This window comes from Lutimonas saemankumensis (assembly GCF_020171465.1).
Lineage (GTDB): Bacteria > Bacteroidota > Bacteroidia > Flavobacteriales > Flavobacteriaceae > Lutimonas > Lutimonas saemankumensis.
This window is the reverse complement of record NZ_JAIUZR010000003.1, coordinates 132518-150930: the sequence shown is the minus strand read 5'-3', so window position 1 is coordinate 150930 and position 18413 is coordinate 132518. Positions and strand designations below refer to the sequence as shown.

14 protein-coding genes are annotated in these 18413 nt (G+C 39.3%); 8 read left to right on the top strand and 6 right to left on the bottom strand.

Annotated elements, in window-relative coordinates; all coding sequences use genetic code 11:
* Nucleotides 1-195 precede the first annotated feature (195 nt).
* The 5 genes from LCM02_RS02025 to LCM02_RS02005 all read left to right on the top strand — a co-directional run bounded on the left by LCM02_RS02025 (nucleotide 196) and on the right by LCM02_RS02005 (nucleotide 10152).
* Nucleotides 196-3309, top strand: a complete 3114-nt coding sequence (locus tag LCM02_RS02025) for a SusC/RagA family TonB-linked outer membrane protein (protein WP_224926648.1) — start codon at nucleotides 196-198, stop codon at nucleotides 3307-3309.
* Between the two features lie 3 nt (nucleotides 3310-3312).
* Nucleotides 3313-5007 (top strand): RagB/SusD family nutrient uptake outer membrane protein, encoded by a 1695-nt coding sequence (locus tag LCM02_RS02020; RefSeq protein ID WP_224926647.1) that lies wholly within the window; start codon nucleotides 3313-3315, stop codon nucleotides 5005-5007.
* A 91-nt stretch (nucleotides 5008-5098) separates the two neighbouring features.
* Nucleotides 5099-8398 carry an FG-GAP-like repeat-containing protein gene (locus LCM02_RS02015; RefSeq protein ID WP_224926646.1) on the top strand — a complete coding sequence of 1100 codons (3300 nt, stop codon included), beginning with the start codon at nucleotides 5099-5101 and terminating at the stop codon, nucleotides 8396-8398.
* A gap of 4 nt (nucleotides 8399-8402) precedes the next feature.
* On the top strand, nucleotides 8403-9449 hold the full coding sequence (locus LCM02_RS02010; RefSeq protein WP_224926645.1) for a sensor histidine kinase: 1047 nt from the start codon (nucleotides 8403-8405) through the stop codon (nucleotides 9447-9449).
* Complete coding sequence (locus tag LCM02_RS02005; RefSeq protein ID WP_224926644.1) at nucleotides 9439-10152, top strand: LytR/AlgR family response regulator transcription factor; 714 nt, start codon at nucleotides 9439-9441, stop codon at nucleotides 10150-10152. The genes LCM02_RS02010 and LCM02_RS02005 overlap by 11 nt, the downstream gene beginning before the upstream one ends.
* A gap of 33 nt (nucleotides 10153-10185) precedes the next feature.
* On the opposite strand, the gene LCM02_RS02000 is transcribed toward LCM02_RS02005, so the two are convergent.
* From LCM02_RS02000 to LCM02_RS01985, 4 genes are all read right to left on the bottom strand, one after another.
* Entirely contained in the window at nucleotides 10186-10905 is a 720-nt protein-coding gene (locus LCM02_RS02000; protein WP_224926643.1) for a head GIN domain-containing protein, read from the bottom strand.
* Nucleotides 10906-11003: 98 nt separating this feature from the next.
* The gene (locus tag LCM02_RS01995; RefSeq protein ID WP_224926642.1) at nucleotides 11004-12767 is read right to left on the bottom strand and encodes a PspC domain-containing protein; all 1764 of its coding nucleotides are present in this window, start codon (nucleotides 12765-12767) and stop codon (nucleotides 11004-11006) included.
* Nucleotides 12764-13114: a PadR family transcriptional regulator gene (locus tag LCM02_RS01990; RefSeq protein WP_224926641.1), complete on the bottom strand. Its 351-nt coding sequence runs from the start codon at nucleotides 13112-13114 to the stop codon at nucleotides 12764-12766. The genes LCM02_RS01995 and LCM02_RS01990 overlap by 4 nt, the downstream gene beginning before the upstream one ends.
* A gap of 121 nt (nucleotides 13115-13235) precedes the next feature.
* Nucleotides 13236-13631, bottom strand: coding sequence for a DUF4870 domain-containing protein (locus LCM02_RS01985; RefSeq protein ID WP_224926640.1), 396 nt, complete (start codon nucleotides 13629-13631; stop codon nucleotides 13236-13238).
* A gap of 154 nt (nucleotides 13632-13785) precedes the next feature.
* Here LCM02_RS01985 and LCM02_RS01980 point away from each other — a divergent pair, with 154 nt between their 5' ends.
* Both LCM02_RS01980 and LCM02_RS01975 read left to right on the top strand, forming a co-directional pair.
* Nucleotides 13786-14244 carry a DUF4442 domain-containing protein gene (locus LCM02_RS01980; protein WP_224926639.1) on the top strand — a complete coding sequence of 153 codons (459 nt, stop codon included), beginning with the start codon at nucleotides 13786-13788 and terminating at the stop codon, nucleotides 14242-14244.
* 16 nt (nucleotides 14245-14260) lie between these two features.
* Complete coding sequence (locus LCM02_RS01975; RefSeq protein WP_224926638.1) at nucleotides 14261-15061, top strand: TIGR00266 family protein; 801 nt, start codon at nucleotides 14261-14263, stop codon at nucleotides 15059-15061.
* A 50-nt stretch (nucleotides 15062-15111) separates the two neighbouring features.
* On the opposite strand, the gene LCM02_RS01970 is transcribed toward LCM02_RS01975, so the two are convergent.
* Nucleotides 15112-15807 (bottom strand): DUF4369 domain-containing protein, encoded by a 696-nt coding sequence (locus tag LCM02_RS01970; protein WP_224926637.1) that lies wholly within the window; start codon nucleotides 15805-15807, stop codon nucleotides 15112-15114.
* A 65-nt stretch (nucleotides 15808-15872) separates the two neighbouring features.
* Nucleotides 15873-17180 carry a DUF819 family protein gene (locus LCM02_RS01965; RefSeq protein ID WP_224926636.1) on the bottom strand — a complete coding sequence of 436 codons (1308 nt, stop codon included), beginning with the start codon at nucleotides 17178-17180 and terminating at the stop codon, nucleotides 15873-15875.
* 201 nt (nucleotides 17181-17381) lie between these two features.
* Between LCM02_RS01965 and LCM02_RS01960 the strand changes: the two genes are divergently transcribed.
* Entirely contained in the window at nucleotides 17382-18395 is a 1014-nt protein-coding gene (locus LCM02_RS01960) for a DUF4421 family protein (protein WP_224926635.1), read from the top strand.
* Nucleotides 18396-18413: the final 18 nt, after the last annotated feature.

Here is an 18413-nt window from a genome sequence, read left to right as displayed (position 1 = left end):
AAATTAACGCTTAGGGTACAAATTCAATTTAATTGTTAAAAAAATGTTATCCATAGGGCGTTTTGTGTTATTTGTATATTAATTTTTAAAAACAAAATTTAAACTTATATCCTTATGCATTGAAAATATTTTTTGGTAGTTTTTCTCAAAAAACTGCACGCTTACAATCAATTTATTAATTAATAATTATTTATTATGGGAAAACAATTATTTAAAAGTTTAATCATTCTGGGGATTTTCTTCAGCTGTGGCTTTGCAATGGCGCAGAAGACGATCACAGGGACAGTTTCAGACGCTGACGGGCCGCTGCCCGGTGCTGCTGTAGTTGTTCAGGGCACCTCCACAGGTGTTACTACTGATTTCGACGGAAATTACTCTATTGAAGCCAATGAAGGCGACGTATTAGAGTTTTCTTTCATCGGAATGACCACTTCAACTGCAACAGTAGGAAGTGATTCTGTAATCAACATTACGCTTGCCGGAGGGGACAACACCCTTGAGGAAGTAGTTGTTACCGGTTATGCTGTTCAAACAAGAGGGGACATAACAGGATCGGTTGCTTCGGTTGATATGGAAGAAGCTTTAAAAGTTCCTACCGTGAACGCCGCAGAAGCGCTTCAGGGTCGTGTAACTGGTGTTCAGGTATTGAGCAACGGTTCTCCGGGTACTGCTCCTAATGTAAATATCCGTGGTATTGGTTCAACCAATGGTACAGGGCCTCTTTACATTATTGACGGAGTTCAGACTACGGACCCGAATGTATTAACTTCTATTAACCCTGCTGACATTGATCAGATGAACGTTTTGAAAGACGGTGCAGCTGCGATCTACGGATCTAGGGCATCTAACGGGGTTATCATTGTAACTACAAAATCAGGTAGCTACAATATGGAGAAATCAACCATCACGGTTGATATCTATACGGGTGTTGCGAACGCGATCGGTATTCCTGACATGTTAAACATCCAGCAGCATGCTGACATGCTTTGGGCAGGTTATGCTTATGACCAACAACAGTCAGGTGGAGATTTTAGAGGTCACGTACAATATGGTAGAGATCCTAACGGACCTGTGATTCCTGATGTTTTGGACCTTACCGGTTCTAAAGGAGAAGGCCTTACAGTAGAGGTTCAACCAGGCGGTACAGACTGGTGGAGTGAAATTACTCAGGCTGCTCCAACGGTTCAGGCTACGGTTTCTATGCAAGGTGGTACTGAAACGAGCAAATCATTTATGTCTGTTGGTTACTTGAACAGAGGCGGTGTTGTAAAACACACTGGTTTTGCAAGAGGTAACATCCAGGTGAACAATGAATTTAAGCCGGTTGAAAAATTAAAGATCGGTCAGCACTTGAACGCATCCTGGTCTACACAGCAATACGGAAACAGCGAAGCTCTGGAATCAGCGCTTAGAGCTACTCCGTTAATGGCGGTTTATGACACTGATGGTAATTTCTCTGGAACCTACTCTAACTCAACAGACTTGTCAAATACAAGACAGCCTTATGCGTTAGCTTACAGAGCAAAAGATAACTACATCAACAACTTTAGAGTTTTTGGAGACGTTTATCTTTCTTATGAAATTATTGAAGGTTTGACCTTTAAGACTACTTTCGCAGGTTCGATCCAGGCTTTCGACCAAAGAGGATTTACTCCTTTAGATCCGGAACATGGTGAAGCAATCACTGTGAACAACTTGTTCGAACAAGATCAGAATTTCTATTCTTGGACCTGGACAAACATGTTAATGTACAATACTACAATCGCTGACGATCACAATATCAGTGCATTTGTAGCGACAGAAGCCGTGGAGAATTTCAACAAAGGTAAACAGATCAGCAGAACTGATTACTTTAATGAATCTCCGGATTTTTATTTGTTGAGCAATGGCTTTGGAGATCCTGCCGTTGACTTTGCCTATGCAAATGGAAATACCCTATTCTCTGTATTTGGATCAGCTGATTACAATTACAAATCTAAATACTTCTTAACTGCAACTGTACGTTGGGATAAGAGTTCTCGTTTTGCTGGAGACAACAAATCAGACGTTTTTCCATCATTTAGTGGTGGTTGGGTAATGAGTAATGAAGACTGGTTCAATAACTCAGGTGTTTTAAACAGATTCAAGTTAAAAGCATCATGGGGAGAATTGGGTAGTCAAGACCTACCGGTAAATAACCCTACAAAAACCCTTTATGAGTTCAATCAAGGAAATGCTTTTTATGTATGGGGCGGACAGTCTAATGCTGCAAGTGGAGCGATCCTTTCACAAATTGGTAACGAAAACCTTCGTTGGGAAAAGAGTGTTACAAGTAACATTGGTGCAGAATTGGATTTCTTTGGAAGTAAATTAACGACTTCTATCGAATTCTATCAGATCATTACTGATGGTCTTTTTGCAAGAAACTCTAACTTGATTCCTACTACCGGTCCTGAATCACCACCACCATTTGTAAACTTAGGTGAGGTGAAGAATACGGGTGTTGACTGGTCAGTTGGCTATAACAATACCTGGGATTCCGGATTCTCATTTGGAGCGCAATTCAACTTGTCTCACTACAGAAACGAGGTTACCAAACTTATTAACGGAACACCGATTAACGGTAATGCGTTAACAAGCTGGGCAGGTGCTTACACAAGAACTGAGGAAGGTGAGCCTATCTCTTACTTCTTTGGTCGTCAGATTGCTGGATTCGATGAAAACGGAAGATGGGTTTACGAAGATGTTTCTGGTCCAGACGGAGTGCCAGATGGCGTAGTTGATGATAACGACAGAACTAAAATTGGTTCTCCTCATCCAGACTTTACGTATGGTTTGAACCTTAATGCTGGTTATAAAGGATTCGATGTTTCTATGTTCTTTAACGGATCGCAAGGAAACGATATCTACAACCACAATAAAGTTTTCGATTTCCCGATCTTCCCAAATGGAAACAGAACTACAAATGTTCTTGATTCATGGACTCCAAATAACCAAAATGCATATATGCCAGCCTTGAGTAACAGTTTGCAAGGAGTTGAAGTAAATGCAAACTCTTTCTTTGTTGAAGACGGTTCATTCTTTAGATTGAAAAACCTTCAGATCGGATATTCTCTACCTACAGAGACTACTGATAAAATGGGTATGGAAAGATTTAGAATTTACCTGCAAGGAACTAACTTGTTCACTGTAACAAGCTATAAAGGTATTGATCCGGAAGTTCTTCCTAGATCTATTGGAGGTCAGGCAGAGAACTTGAATATGGGGATTGACAGCAGAACGTATCCTCTGTCTCAGATATTTACTATTGGTTTAAATGTTAAATTTTAAAAAATGAAAAACAGAATATTTTATATAATGCTACTGTTAATGTCTGTATTGGCATGTAGCGAGGAATTTAGTGAAACGATTGAGATCGGAACACTAAACCCTGAAGCATTGGCGAATGAGGATGGTGTTAACTTTCTGTTGACAGCTGCTTACAGTTCTTTGGACGGAGTTTCGAATGCCTCAGGTGGATGGGAAGCTACCGGTGATAACTGGTGGATGGATGTAATTGCAGATGATGCCCATAAAGGTAGTAACGATGGTGACCAGCAGACTTTGTTCTTATTGGAAACTTTTAACTGGACTACCGGTATGTCTTATCTGGGATCTAAGTGGAGAGCTTTATATGCAGGAGCAAACAGGGCCAATGCCGTGATCGCTTTGATCAATGGTGCTGAAGATCCTTCTCAGTTTACGAATCAGTTGGCAGAGGCTCGTTTCTTAAGAGGGCATTACTATTTCCAGTTACAGATCATGTGGGGTGAATATGCCACTTATATCAGTGATGAAAATTATACTGCTATTGAATTTGCTCAACCTAATGGAACTGAGCTTTGGTCAAGAATAGACGAAGACTTTGATTTCGCTCAAAAAAATCTTCCGGACAACCAGTCTGATGTAGGTAGAGCAAGATCTTGGGCGGCTACTGCGTATCTTGGTAAATCAAAATTGTATCAAGGTGATTACGCTGCAGCTCTTGGATTATTGGAAACAGTAATCAACGGTGGGGCTTACTCTTTGTTGCCTGAATACGGTGATAACTTTAGACAAGCCGGTGAAGGTGGACCAGAAGCTATTTTTGCAATCGAATTCAGTACACTTGGTGGTGCCTTTGCACCTAACGGAAACCAGGGAGGTACATTGAACTTCCAGGGACCTAACGGATGGTGTTGTGGATTCTATCAGCCAACTCAGGATCTTGTTAACGTATTCCAGACTTCAGGTGGTTTACCACTAATGGAAGACTATAACAAAACTGATGTTAAAAATGATGCTGGTTTAGAAAGTACTGATCCGTTTGAGCCTCATACAGGGCCATTGGATCCTCGTGTAGATTATACTGCAGGTAGACGTGGTATCAACTATAACAACTGGGACGTCAATCCAGGTAAATCTTGGGTGAGAGCCGGTTTTGGAGATATTTCAGGACCTTATTTAGGTAGAAAGAATGTTTACTGGGCTGGTGAAGACGCGTTACAAGGTTCGGGTAACTGGGGTCAGCAACACTCTGGTGTGAACTACCACTTTATCAGATACGCGGACGTGCTTCTTATGGCTGCTGAGGCTGCTGTTGAAACAAGTGATTTGACAAAAGCCCTAGGTTATGTAAACCAGGTTCGTGAAAGAGCCTTGAACAGTACTACGATCAAAGCTGCTGACGGAGTAACAGATGCTGCAAATTATGACATTGGATTGTATCAGCCAGGTGATTTTGGTTCTCAGGATGCGGCTAGAACTGCAGTAAGAATGGAAAGAAGATTGGAACTTGGTATGGAAGGTCACCGTCTGTTTGATTTAAGAAGATGGGGTGTTATGCCACAGGTTATGAATGACTATATTGATAACGAGTCAAGAACAATTCCAAACTTTGGTCCTAAGACTTCTACTGTTGAAGCAAAACACACTTTGTTCCCTGTACCAGTTGGTGCAATTGACCAAAGTAGTGGTACATTGCAACAAAATCCTCTTTGGGGATCTTAATAAAGATATTTTATCTTAATTTTCGAAAACAGAGCATTGAAAAATGCTCTGTTTTTGTATTTTTAGGCCCTAAAAGAAATCTACCATGTTTATGAAAAATATTTTTGTTTTTCTTCTAACCATTACCCTTTTAATATCATGTTCTAAATCCGATTTGTCAAATAAAGATAAGATGTTCAGGCAACTCGATGCATCGGTGAGCAACATTGATTTTTCAAATGACCTGATCGAAAATGACAGTTTGAATTATATGGCTTATGCCTATATGTATATGGGTGGCGGTGTATCTGCGGGAGATATAAATAATGATGGTTTGATCGACCTTTATTTTACCGGTAATATGGTTGAGAATAAACTCTATTTGAATAAAGGTAACCTTCAGTTTGAAGATATCTCAGAATCGGCAGGAGTTGCAGGTGATAACAGATGGTTCACGGGTGTTACAATGGCTGACGTCAATAACGATGGATTCCTGGATATTTATTGTTCCGTAGCCGGAAAATTTGATCCAAAAGCCAACCTGTTATTTATTAACAACGGAGATAATACCTTTACTGAAAAAGCCGAATCATATGGAATTGCCGATATTGGAAATACGATTCAATCTACTTTCTTTGATTACGATCTTGATGGCGATCTCGATCTTTATGTGGCCAACTACCCTCCTACCAATTTCAATGCCCCTAATAACTACTATGCCTTTAAAATGGCAAATCCAAAGGACATTGAAACGGATAAATTATTCAGAAACGATGGTGATATTTTTACAGATGTAACCACAGAAGCTGAAATCCGGTCTTTTGGCCTGACAAACAGTGCAACTGTTGGCGACATCAATAATGACGGCTGGCCGGATCTTTATATATCAAATGACTTTAATGTGCCTGATTTTCTTCTGATCAATGATGGTGACGGTACCTTTAGCGAACATTCCAAGGAATTGACCAATCAAACTGCACTTTACGGAATGGGCGTTGATATAGCTGATTTTAACAATGATCAGCTTGTCGATATTATTCAAATGGATATGACACCAGGTGACAACCGACGGTCTAAAGCAAATATGGCAGGAATGAACCCTGATTTGTTCTGGGGCACAGTGAATGCAGGATTTCACTACCAGTATATGCAGAATCAATTACAAATGAATAATGGGAATGTCCACGATTCCCTCCCAGCCTATAGTAACGTAGCGAGAATTGCCGGTTTGGCCACTACGGATTGGAGTTGGGGGCCTCTTTTTGCAGATCTTGATAATGACGGCTGGAAAGACATTTTTATCTCAAACGGAACACGAAGAGAGATCAACAATAAGGACTATTTTAACAAACTTAAAAAAGAACGTATCACCAAAGATCAGTATCTCGAGAAATCCTTAGCCATTCCATCTGAAAAAATCGACAATTTTGTTTTCAGAAATAACCATGACCTCACTTTTGAAAAAATGAATGAGGCCTGGGGAATTGAATTCCCGGGATGGTCAAACGGATGCGTCTATGCAGACCTGGATAATGACGGAGATCTTGAAATTGTCATTAATAACATTGACGACAAAGCCGCCATATTTGAAAATTCAAGTTCACAGACAAATAACTTTTTAACCCTGAATTTCAAAGGTCCTGAAAAAAATGTCAATGGACTCGGTGTAAAGGCTCTTTTGAGCTCTAATGGCGTGAACCAGTTTCAGGAAATGACTCTTACAAGAGGGTTCCAGTCCTCTGTGGCACCTCAATTACATTATGGCTTGGCAGATGCTCAAATTGTTGATGAGATACAGATCACCTGGCCCGATGGCAAAATGCAGATTCTCAAAGATGTTGAAATAAATCAATTTCTAACCGTTAGCTATGAAAATGCGAATCACGATACAAAACGGGTGACCGATTCAAATGATCCTCTCTTTAAAACCGAAACTGATCCTTCTATCGTATCAAATCACAAGCACTCTGAAAATGTATATGATGATTTTAAGGATCAGGTGCTTCTTCCTCATAAAATGTCAAATTTTGGTCCCGGATCGAGTGTGGGAGATCTCAACGGAGATGGTTTGGACGACTTTGTTATAGGAGGTGCACACAATAACCAGACCGCAGTTTATTACCAGACTGAAAATGGGTTTGAACGTCAGCATTTTCCGGATGTGGATAACGACAGTGATCGTGAAGATCTGGGTAGCTTGATTTTTGACGCGGACGGAGACGGCTTCAATGACCTTTACGTGGTAAGCGGTGGCGCCGAATTTGATTATGATTCAGAATTGTTACAGGACAGGCTCTACCTCAATGACGGAAAAGGAAATCTATCCAAATCAACCACAGCCCTGCCCGAGATGATCATTAGCGGTTCACGGGTGGAAGCCTTTGACTACGATAAAGATGGTGATCTGGATCTCTTTGTTGGGGGAAGGGTTGTGCCAAAAAATTATCCCATGCCAACAAGTAGTTATATCCTTGAAAATGTAAGTACCCAAGGTCATCCAAAATTTATCAATGCCACGGAAAAAATTGCTCCGGGCCTTATCGATATTGGAATGGTAACTGACGCCAGCTGGACGGACTATGACAACGATGGCTGGACGGATTTGATTGTTGTGGGTGAATGGATGCCGATCACGGTATTTAGAAATAACCGTGGAAGCTTTGAAAACATTAGCCAGAAATTGAACCTGCAGGATGCAACCGGCTGGTGGTTCAGCATTACGGAAGGAGATTTTGACAATGATGGTGATCTTGACTTTATTGTAGGGAACCTAGGACTGAATTATAAGTACAAAGCCAATGAAGAAGAAACTTTTGACATCTATTTGAATGACTTTGATAAAAACAAGTCAAATGACATTGTTTTAAGCTACTATGATGACGGTGAAAAATTCCCGGTAAGGGGTAGACAGTGTTCCTCAGAGCAGATACCTGCCATAAAAAAGAAGTTTAAAGATTATGATGCCTTTGCCGTAGCTACTCTTGAGGATGTTTACACCAAAAAATCGCTGGAAAACTCACTGCACTATCAGGTAAGGTCATTTGCAAGTGTTTATATGGAAAATAAAGATGGAGAATTTGTCATTCATGCTTTGCCGAATTTGGCGCAGATTTCAAGTATTAACCAGATCCTGGTTACAGATTTTAACAAGGATGACCATCTTGATCTGGTTATTGCAGGAAACCTGTATGCATCAGAAGTGGAAACCCCTAGAAATGATGCCGGTGTTGGCTTGTTTCTTGCAGGAAACGGTAAAGGAGAATTCACAGCGATTCAGCCCTCTGAAAGTGGCTTGTATATTCCGGGAGATACCAAAGATATGTCCATGATCAATATCAGGGACAAAAAATATATCCTTGCCGCAAAGAATGATGATTATATACAATTCATTGAGGTCATGAGCGGTTCATAAACATATGTTCAGGAAATTATTTTCGGAATTTCGTATTCCACTTCGTTATCATCTGCTATTTTGGCTGATCTATTTTGTTTTCAATTTTTTTAGGTTCGCCTCCATAAACAATGACTACTGGTATTCATTGAAATCCAATTTGATCGAATTTCCATTGAACATTGTCATCACGTATTTTACGATCTATTATTTGATCCCGAGGTTCATCTTAAAGAAGAAGTACCTGCAGTTTTTTTTGCTGTTCATCCCTTCTTTGTTATTGTTCTATTTGATCCGAACTGGGTTGAATTATATTCTTGTTTCTGAAAACATCTGGCCTGAAGCCCAGGGTAATCAAGAACCCTTCACTGTAATTCATGTTGTAGAACTGGTCATAGGAGCCATTTATGTTATTGCACTTGTATCGGCCATAAAACTTACCTATGACTGGGCCAATGAAAAGAAAAGGAATGAAGACCTTCAACGAGTCCAGTTGCAGACCGAACTGAATTTTTTAAAATCACAGATACAGCCTCATTTTTTCTTTAATACCCTGAACAATTTATATGCCCTGGTGATAAAGCAGTCGCCTAATGCGGCCAATGTGGTGATGAAACTTTCAGAGATCATGCAGTACGTTTTGTACGAGGTTAAGGAACCCAAAATAAGCTTATTGAAATCCATCAATTACCTTTACAGTTATCTGGAACTGGAAAAACTTCGTTACGGAGACCGGGTAAAATCTGAAATTAGTATTGATGGAGATATCGATGAAGTTGAAGTTCCTCCACTCTTGTTTCTTCCGTTTATCGAGAATTGTTTTAAGCATGGTGCCCGGAATCAGGAAGATATAAATGTATTGATTAGCTTTGCTGTTCAAGACAATTTTCTTTACTTTACCGTTACGAATAATTACGTCAAACCTGTCGAAGCTAAGCCAAAACATGGCATCGGAATTGAAAATGTAAAAAGAAGGCTTCAACTTCTTTACGGATCTGAATACAGTTTAAAGATAAGAGCCAAGGTAAATGAATACAGTGTGAATTTGAAATTACCTCTCCATGAAGATTAAGTGCATTATAATTGACGACGAACCTCTGGCTGCAGAGGTTGTAGAAAACCATTTGAGAGAGTTTTCGAACATTGAACTACTGGGTAGTTTTACGAATCCGCTTGATGCCTTACAGATCATTGAAAACGGGGAAGTGGATGCCGTATTTATCGATATCAATATGCCTAAAATGAACGGGCTGGATTTCATCAGAACCCTTGATAATCGTCCTCACTTTATTATAACAACAGCCTACAGAGAATACGCTGTTGAAAGTTTTGACCTTGATGTCCTTGATTATTTGGTAAAACCAATTCCCTTTACGCGTTTTTTAAAATCCATCAACAAACTCTCTCAAAAGTTTATTGATGAGAAGTCAGCTGAATCCGCACCTTCAAGTACTGAAAAATCCTTTATTTTCCTTAAGGTTGATAAAAAATTGATCAAAATTAAATTCGAAGACATTTACTTTATAGAAAGCCTGAAAGACTATATCAAGGTTTTCACCAAAACAGGAGATTACCTGGCTCATAAATCCTTATCAGGAATCACTGAGGAATTACCTAAAAGCCAGTTTTTAAGGCTTCACAGGTCTTTTACAGTGGCTCTTGATAAAATACAGGCCCTGGAAGGAAATTCAGTATTGGTTGCCGATAAAAGAATACCAATTGGCCGTAAATACATAAATCACGCCAAAGACGTGATTTTGAATGCCCCTACTTAATAACCACCGTAGGATAAATTTTATAATATTCTTTTAGCTTCTGACCTGCCTTATACTTCCTCCGGAATTGTTGTTTTTTGAAACTCTGTCTGGATTTCCTTTATAACTTATTCCGGCTCCGCTCGTGGCTGTGGCTTCAAATTCATTGGATACACGAATATCAATGTCAGAACCACTGCTCGCATTGGCATTACAATTGGTTGTGCTAAGGTCGTAGGCGTTGATATTGCTCCCGCTGGAAGAGGAAGCTTTAAAATTATAGGCTTTTCCGCTCAGGTTTACCTCGGCCCCGCTGGAGCTGCTGCATGAAAGGTCTTCCACGTTCACATCAAGCCTGGTACCTGCTCCGCTGCTGACATGCAACTCAAGCCTATCGGCTGACAAAGTGTTTTCTGAATAAATCTCCGCTCCACTGTTTACATGGATTGCATTGATATTATTTGCAGACAGATGCACCTTTTTTGCACTGGCCGAATAGATATTTCTGGAAGACGTAATAAAGAGTGTACCATCTCTAACCTCGGTCTCAATCAGTTCATGAAGGTTCTGATCCGCTTCAACTTCTAAAGAAACCTTTTTGCTTTTGGTGATATATACATCCAGCCCTCTGCTGGCTTCTATACGAACAAAATCATCCGATATCTTTCTTTTTTTGGTTACTACTTCCCCGTCTCCTCGAACTCCATCGAACATACAAGAGCTCGTTCCTGCCAATACCAATAGAATAAGAGTTAGTTTGATAAATTTTTTCATGATTACAGATTTTTGATAGACTATATAATTTATATGACATCGCTACCCTCTGAATTGTTACAAAATTTAACTAAAAATTCAGAGGGTTGACGAATTGATTAGACACTGTCTTTTGCTTTGGTTACGATGACCCCGGAACCATCGATTTTGACTTCAGATTTATCCTTACCCTCTTCCTGTATTTCTATGTGCACGCCTTCTCCATTAATCTTCATATTAAAGGAATCATCATCGTTCCAGGTATTTATTTCATCCTTCGAGCAGTCTAGGCAATTAAATCCTTCTCGGGTCATTTGAAAATGATGCTTTGCCATATCATTGTCATAAACACCCTGGATATTGTCCACGTCATAAAGGAATGATCTGGTAGAATTATCCAGATATACAGTTTGCCCCTCCGGAAGATAAAGGTCAATATATATCTTCTGCTCAGTTGACCTGTTATTTAATTCGGCCAAAAAATAGCCGTCAAACTTAAGGACGTCGCCGTCAAGCTCATAACCATGGGAAATAAGCTCAGCATTGTCTCTGGCATCTTTACGGCTTCTGCCTTGAGAGAGTTTACGAACCTTGGCGTACATGGTTTCATTATCTGAAGGAAGAATATTAAATCGTATATTATTCGAATATAATTTCTCCTGATTATCCTCGTCTACAATGATTTCTGACCTCCAATGGCGCTTCAGCTCACTTCGGTTGGAAATAAGCTGATTATCCACCATTTTGATCTGGAGGGTATCAGAAGCGTCGAAATAAAGTTCCTGCGTATTTGTAATTGTTCCGTCATATGCAGAATTCATTACCTGACGAGTTCCAAAGAAAATGGCCACTAAAAGTGCTACGATCCATACGCCAAGAAGCGATAATTTAGCTGTTTTACCAATTGATTTGGTGTTATTTGATAAGATTCTCAATCCAAGAGCGAACAGGAAAAAGAATGGAATTCCTACAAGTACAAAGGTCAGTATGCTGATAACCCAGACAGGTAATCCTGAATTATTATAGATCATAGAATTCTGAAATACCCAGTCTTCATGAATAAAATCAAGTGATCCTAGTGTAAATAATCCTATCAGTAATGCCAATATGGTACTAACTGCAACAATGATCAATAAAACTCCTATGAACTTCCCTATGATCATGAAAAGTGTTACAAAGATCTTTCCCAGCGTATCAACCAGATCCTGCGACCCTGATTTTGCTCGTTCTCCATACTTTTTATAATCGGCATTTTTAACCTTTTCCGATACCTCATCAATTCCGCTTTTTACACGATGGGAAGCCTCGGTGATCTCGTCACGAATTTTTTTTTCTATGTTACTGATATTGACCTCGGCGCCCTCCATTTCCAGCTTTTCTGCAGTAGTATTTGCTTCAGGAAGAAGGATCCATAATAGTGGGTAAACAATAAACCCAAATCCAAAACCAAAAGCGGCTACCAACCAACCCAACCTGATCCAGATTACGTCTACATTGAGATAATGAGCCATTCCCGAAGATACACCACCCAGGAAGCGATCACTACCGTCACGATACAATTTACGGGGCTTTTTACGTCTGTAGGTACTGTATGAATCATCACTAAAGATTTCATCGTCTACCAGATAATCTTCTGGTTTACCCATGACGTCAATAACCTCTTCAATATCCTGCTGGTTAACAACCTGCCTTACATCTTTTACTTTATCTGATAATAATTCTCCTATTCTTGATTCAATATCCGTTATGATTTCGTCTCTACCTTTTGGGTCATCACTCAAAGAACGTCGAATAGCATCTAAATAACCTTTCAGTTTTTGATAAGCTATTTCATCGATGTGAAAAAATACGCCACCTAGATTAATATTTATTGTCTTGTTCATTTTGTTGTACTTTTTGATTTATTATTCTTTGTTATCAGGCTCACTGCTTTAACCAATTCACTCCAGGTCGTATTCAATCCTGATAAAAATATCTTTCCTGTTTCGGTTAAACCATAGTATTTTCTTGGCGGTCCGGAGGTTGATTCCTCCCAGCGATAGGTCAACAGTCCCGCATTTTTAAGTCTTGTCAGTAAGGGGTACACAGTACCTTCAACGACAAGCAGTTTTGCGTCTTTCAATTGGACCAGAATTTCAGAAGTATAGGCATCTCCATTTTCAAGAATGGAAAGGATGCAGAATTCCAAAACTCCTTTACGCATTTGTGCTTTTGTGTTTTCAATCTTCATGTTTTTCTCTTTTAATCATTATTATTGATTTTTAAGACTCATTGGCTTAAAACAAAATCGATTGTATCGAATTTGCAATATATATTACGATTGAGATTAGTATAGTTATCATAATTTTTATTTATTTAATGAACTTAATAGTTAAGGGGTATTTATAAACTTCACCGCGATTGGCCTTTAAAGCGGCAACAATTATCAAAACAAACTTTACAATAGCAAGAATTCCGATCAGGGAACCAACGCTTACGATTCCAAAAATATCCAGATGTTGAAAATCTTCCAATGCGATTCTTAAAATGAAGGGTACAACCGATAATCCGAGAATCATAGTATACAGTAAATAACTCAGATTAAAATTGATAGCCTCCTTACCATTCTGATCTATAAACTCACTTTTTCTTTTATTCAGTTCCCAAATTACAAGGGGGCCTACTACGGCACCAAATGGAAAAATATATCCGAAAAATGCAGATAGATGTAATAAAAAAGCGTTGTTATTATCGTTTCGATTTGACATGATATTTAAAATATATAATACTTTCTTATGCAAATATATATATAAAAGATATTACTATGCAATACAAAGTACTGAAATTTAACATTTTTTTAACATTTGAAACAAGTCATTTATTCGTGATTTTTGTTGTAAATTAGGGGCTTAAAGCACAAAAATGCCAAAATTCTCAGTTAGTAACCTAAATCGTTTTTTAGCCTTTAAACTCCCTTCCGCCTATATCTCGGGGATACGCGTAACACATTTATCAGATAAAGAAGCCGGTGCAAAAGTCAGGCACAGATGGATAAATCAGAACCCGTTCAGGTCTTTATATTGGGCTACCCAGGGAATGGCGGCCGAATTGGTGACCGGCATATTAATGATGAAGAAAATAAATGATTCAGGAAGAAAGATTTCTATGCTGGTAGTTCATCAGGAAGGAAGTTTCCATAAAAAAGCAACGGGAAAGATCACCTTTACGTGCGATCAGGGAGATGAAGTTGACCAGGCTCTTATGAAAGCTATTGAAACAGGCGAAGGCCAAAGTCTTATCCTAAAGGCCTCGGGGTTCAATGAGGAGAACATCATGGTATCTGACTTTTCATTTACCTGGAGTATTAAACTAAAAGAATAATTAAAATCTAAATACTATGAAGGCTCACGAAATTGATTATACAATCTATGGAGAAGAAATGCAATTCGTAGAAATTGAACTTGATCCGTCCGAAGGTGTTGTGGCTGAAGCAGGTAGCTTTATGATGATGGACGACCAGATAAAAATGGACACGATTTTAGGTGATGGTTCGGGCCAGTCGCAGGATATACTCGGAAGTTTGTTTTCAGCCGGTAAAAGGTTATTGACGGGAGAAAGTTTATTTATGACTGTTTTTACCAACACCTCACAAAATCTGAGAAAAGTTTCTTTCGCCTCCCCCTACCCCGGTAAAATAATACCCATAGACCTGACTAAATTTCAGGGAACTTTTATTTGTCAGAAAGATGCCTTCCTTTGTGCAGCCAAAGGGGTTACGATCAGTATCGAATTTTCAAGAAAACTTGGACGTGGATTTTTTGGAGGTGAAGGTTTTATTATGGAAAAGATCGAAGGCGACGGCATGGCCTTCCTGCATTCCAGCGGAACCGTAATCAAGAAAGAGCTCGCTGCGGGCGAAGTATTAAAGGTCGATACGGGTTGTATTGTAGGTTTTAGTAGTTCGGTTCACTATGACATTGAATTTATAGGAGGAATAAGAAACACCATATTTGGAGGTGAGGGTATGTTTTTTGCCACCTTAAGAGGGCCTGGTACAGTAGCCATTCAATCCTTGCCTTTTAGCAGACTTGCCGATAGAATCATTGCCAGTGCCCCGTCGGCTGGAGGTAAAAGAAAAGGCGAAGGAAGTATCCTTGGTGGTTTGGGTGACCTGTTAGACGGAGATAACCGTTTTTAAGAGCCCTGAGAATCTCTTATGAATTGATTTTTTTCTTTTAATTATAACTTTTACTGTTCAGTTGCCTTAATTTCCTTTACAAAGGCCTCGAGCTGCTTACCGTATTTTGACGCCCTGATCTCAGGTGTCATTGAATTGTTAACGGTATCCAGTAATTTGATGCTTGTATTTGTAAGCTCCGTAAGGGCAATATATGGGCCCACCTCGCGGTCAGCGTGTTTTACTGCAAAATTAGCGGTATAGAGTATTCTTCTTTTGTTCCAGTTACGCAGCTTACTCGCCACCAAATCTATCGAATCCTGACTGTTTTTCTTTCTTGCTTCAAATTCTTCCTTTACAAGGTCCAGCCTTTGGTCTTTAAACTTCTGTTGAAACTCATTGAACTGATTCAAAATATCCTGGTTATCGGAACCCTTGATTTTTGCTTTTACGGCAAAAAGATCAAGTTGTGAATTGATATAGACAGTATCCTTTTCTCCAAAAAAAGCGATTCGTTTTGAACTGTTTCCCAGAGTAAGGTAATACATTTCCGGGCTATCCACCTGATCGGTTAACACGAAATCCTCCTTGCCGTTTACCGAAACAGAATCCACTGAAACGATCAGAGAATCCATTTGTTTCTGCAGAAAAAAAGTTCCTTTCTTTAAGCCCTTTATCTGGGCTTTTACATACATGGTATTATCACTTTCCTTCGAACATGCTGCAATTGCCAGAGCAATTACGATAATCAGACCGGTCTTCTTCATTGTAATGGTTTTAAGGGCGCAAATATATTAGAAAAAATCAATTTATGTGTTAAAAGCGGTTTGATTTATTGGGAGACCAATTGCATCAAAATGGTACATCCAATAGCAGCAATGGTACCCACTGCATAACCAAAAACAGCCAGCAGAACCCCGACTGTAGCAAGAGAAGGATGAAATGCTGAGGCAACCACAGGAGCTGAGGCCGCTCCTCCTACATTTGCCTGGCTTCCAACGGCCAGAAAAAAGTAAGGTGCTTTGATCATTTTGGCCACAAGGATCAGAAGAATCGCATGAATACTCATCCACACAAAACCTATGGCTACCAGCCCTATATTGTCTAAAATAAGTCTCAGGTCCATTTTCATTCCAATAGAAGCCACCAGGATATAAATGAAAACGCTCCCGATTTTACTGGCACCTGCTCCTTCATAGTTTTTCGCTTTCGTAAATGACAGTAAAATTGCAGCAACCGTTGATAAGCTGATCATCCAGAAAAACGGAGAACTTAAAAAAGTAAATACATTTTTGGTAGTCTGGTTTTGAATGCCATTGACAAAATCGGCAAAAAAATCACTTAAATAACCCGCTCCAAGGTGAGCGAGGCTTACTGTTCCGAAAGACAAAGCTACCATGATCATCAGATCTGTAAGATTAGGGTTTCTTTCAACTTTTTTAGAAAATGTACTGACCTTTTCCTTGAGCTCCTCAATAGCTGAAGTATCTGAATTTAACCATTTATCAATTTCTTTTGATCGGCCAACCCCTATCAGGATAACTGCCATCCAAATATTGGCAACGACAATATCCACAAATACCATCCCCCCGTATAATTTGGGGTTATATCCATAAATTTCAAGCATGGCAGTTTGGTTTGCGCCTCCTCCGATCCAGCTTCCCGCCAGGGTTGACAATCCTCTCCATACAGCATCCGGTCCTGCTCCTCCCACAGTTTCAGGTGAAACCATTGAGATCAAAAGTATGGCTATCGGCCCACCAATGACAATACCAACAGTACCCGTAAAAAACATGGCCAGTGCCTTCCATCCCAGATTAAAAACCGCCTTCAAATCAATACTTAAGGTCATCAGGACAAGTGCAGCTGGCAGTAAATACCGGCTTGACATAAAGTAAAGGTTCGAGGAGTGTTCTTCAATACTTCCATCCGGATTAACCGTTTCCCACTCCGGTGCAATGAGACCTGAGGTGGTCAGTACAGCGGGTAACATGTAAGCCATGAATAAAGCAGGCACCACCTTATAAAATTTAAACCAAAAACCATCTTTTTTTGAGGATGTATAGAAAATGAATCCCAGGGTTATCGTAAGTAATCCAAATACTATGGTGTCATTTGTAAATACAGGAACATTGTTCATATTAATTCTATTATTTCTTTCGTTGATTATCTGCCCGAATACTTATCACGAGATAAGCAACAGGAATTCATAAAACAAGTATTTTCCAGTCAGATTATTCGCTTTACGGAGGCTAAATATAAAAAAACTAAAGCCAATAGAGCAGTTTTTATTTTCATTATAAAATTAACCTATATTTATGGCCAATACCTGAATGAGATTATGAAAAAGATCTGGATCATACTCTTTTTATCACCTTGGATTTCCTGGGCTCAACTGCAGGAAGACTATTCTGAAGGAGGCTATTTTCTCAAAATGAATAATACCCTGAATCTGAGGCTGGATCTTGACAACGACGTAAGGTCATTTGAGTATGATCTGGGTGAACAGGTCTATTCCATAGAACCGAATACGAACCTGAGATTGGGTGTTGCTTTTAACTATCGCTTTATTTCCTTAAAAATTGGCTTTTCTCCAAAGTTTTTACAAGCTGATGATTCGAGTTTAAAGGGGAAGACAAATATTTTTAAACTGGCCTTAAATATATTTTACAAAGATTTTTATCAAAATTTCGATTTTAATAAAGTAAAAGGATATTATGTCAACAGCCTGGAGCTTCCTACGCTTATCAATCTTCAAAATGATAATGAATATATCATCCTTCCTGATCTCAAAACCATGTCCATCACCGGAACTACCTGGTACAGGTTCAACGAGAATTATTCTTTTAAAGCAGTGATCAATCAAAATGAGATTCAAACCAAAAGTACAGGAAGCTTTGTTCCGAGTTTATATTATGGCTATTTCGAAATCACGGACGAAACCACCCCACAGGACATCAAAAGTTTCTTTGTACTCGCCAACGCAGGTTACTACCACACATTTGTTTTCAGTAAAAACTGGTATTCAAATCTGGGGCTTGCCCTGGGGATGGGACCTGAATTTAACAAATTGATCACCAGGTATTCTCAGGATGAACCAAGGGTTGTCACTCATCATACAGACTTGGCCGTCAATGTGAGTAGCCAGATCGGTCTTGGATATAATTCAACACGATTCTATGGGGGAACCAGTCTCAACGGAAGTGCCACTCATCGCGATGAAAAATCAGTAATTCAGTTTGACAGTGTCAGAGGATACTTTAAGATCTATTTTGGATACAGGTTCGATGCTCCAAAATCCTTTGAAAAAGCCATGGATTGGGTAGAAAGCAAAAATCCGTTCAAAAAGAAATAAGCATATGTATTTCATAGG

Bases quoted from the DNA above. Each gene is read 5' to 3' on its own strand.
- LCM02_RS02025 (WP_224926648.1), top strand. From the start codon at position 196: ATGGGAAAACAATTATTTAAAAGTTTAATCATTCTGGGGATTTTCTTC.
- LCM02_RS02020 (WP_224926647.1), top strand. From the start codon at position 3,313: ATGAAAAACAGAATATTTTATATAATGCTACTGTTAATGTCTGTATTG.
- LCM02_RS02015 (WP_224926646.1), top strand. From the start codon at position 5,099: ATGAAAAATATTTTTGTTTTTCTTCTAACCATTACCCTTTTAATATCA.
- LCM02_RS02010 (WP_224926645.1), top strand. From the start codon at position 8,403: ATGTTCAGGAAATTATTTTCGGAATTTCGTATTCCACTTCGTTATCAT.
- LCM02_RS02005 (WP_224926644.1), top strand. From the start codon at position 9,439: ATGAAGATTAAGTGCATTATAATTGACGACGAACCTCTGGCTGCAGAG.
- LCM02_RS02000 (WP_224926643.1), bottom strand. From the start codon at position 10,905: ATGAAAAAATTTATCAAACTAACTCTTATTCTATTGGTATTGGCAGGA.
- LCM02_RS01995 (WP_224926642.1), bottom strand. From the start codon at position 12,767: ATGAACAAGACAATAAATATTAATCTAGGTGGCGTATTTTTTCACATC.
- LCM02_RS01990 (WP_224926641.1), bottom strand. From the start codon at position 13,114: ATGAAGATTGAAAACACAAAAGCACAAATGCGTAAAGGAGTTTTGGAA.
- LCM02_RS01985 (WP_224926640.1), bottom strand. From the start codon at position 13,631: ATGTCAAATCGAAACGATAATAACAACGCTTTTTTATTACATCTATCT.
- LCM02_RS01980 (WP_224926639.1), top strand. From the start codon at position 13,786: ATGCCAAAATTCTCAGTTAGTAACCTAAATCGTTTTTTAGCCTTTAAA.
- LCM02_RS01975 (WP_224926638.1), top strand. From the start codon at position 14,261: ATGAAGGCTCACGAAATTGATTATACAATCTATGGAGAAGAAATGCAA.
- LCM02_RS01970 (WP_224926637.1), bottom strand. From the start codon at position 15,807: ATGAAGAAGACCGGTCTGATTATCGTAATTGCTCTGGCAATTGCAGCA.
- LCM02_RS01965 (WP_224926636.1), bottom strand. From the start codon at position 17,180: ATGAACAATGTTCCTGTATTTACAAATGACACCATAGTATTTGGATTA.
- LCM02_RS01960 (WP_224926635.1), top strand. From the start codon at position 17,382: ATGAAAAAGATCTGGATCATACTCTTTTTATCACCTTGGATTTCCTGG.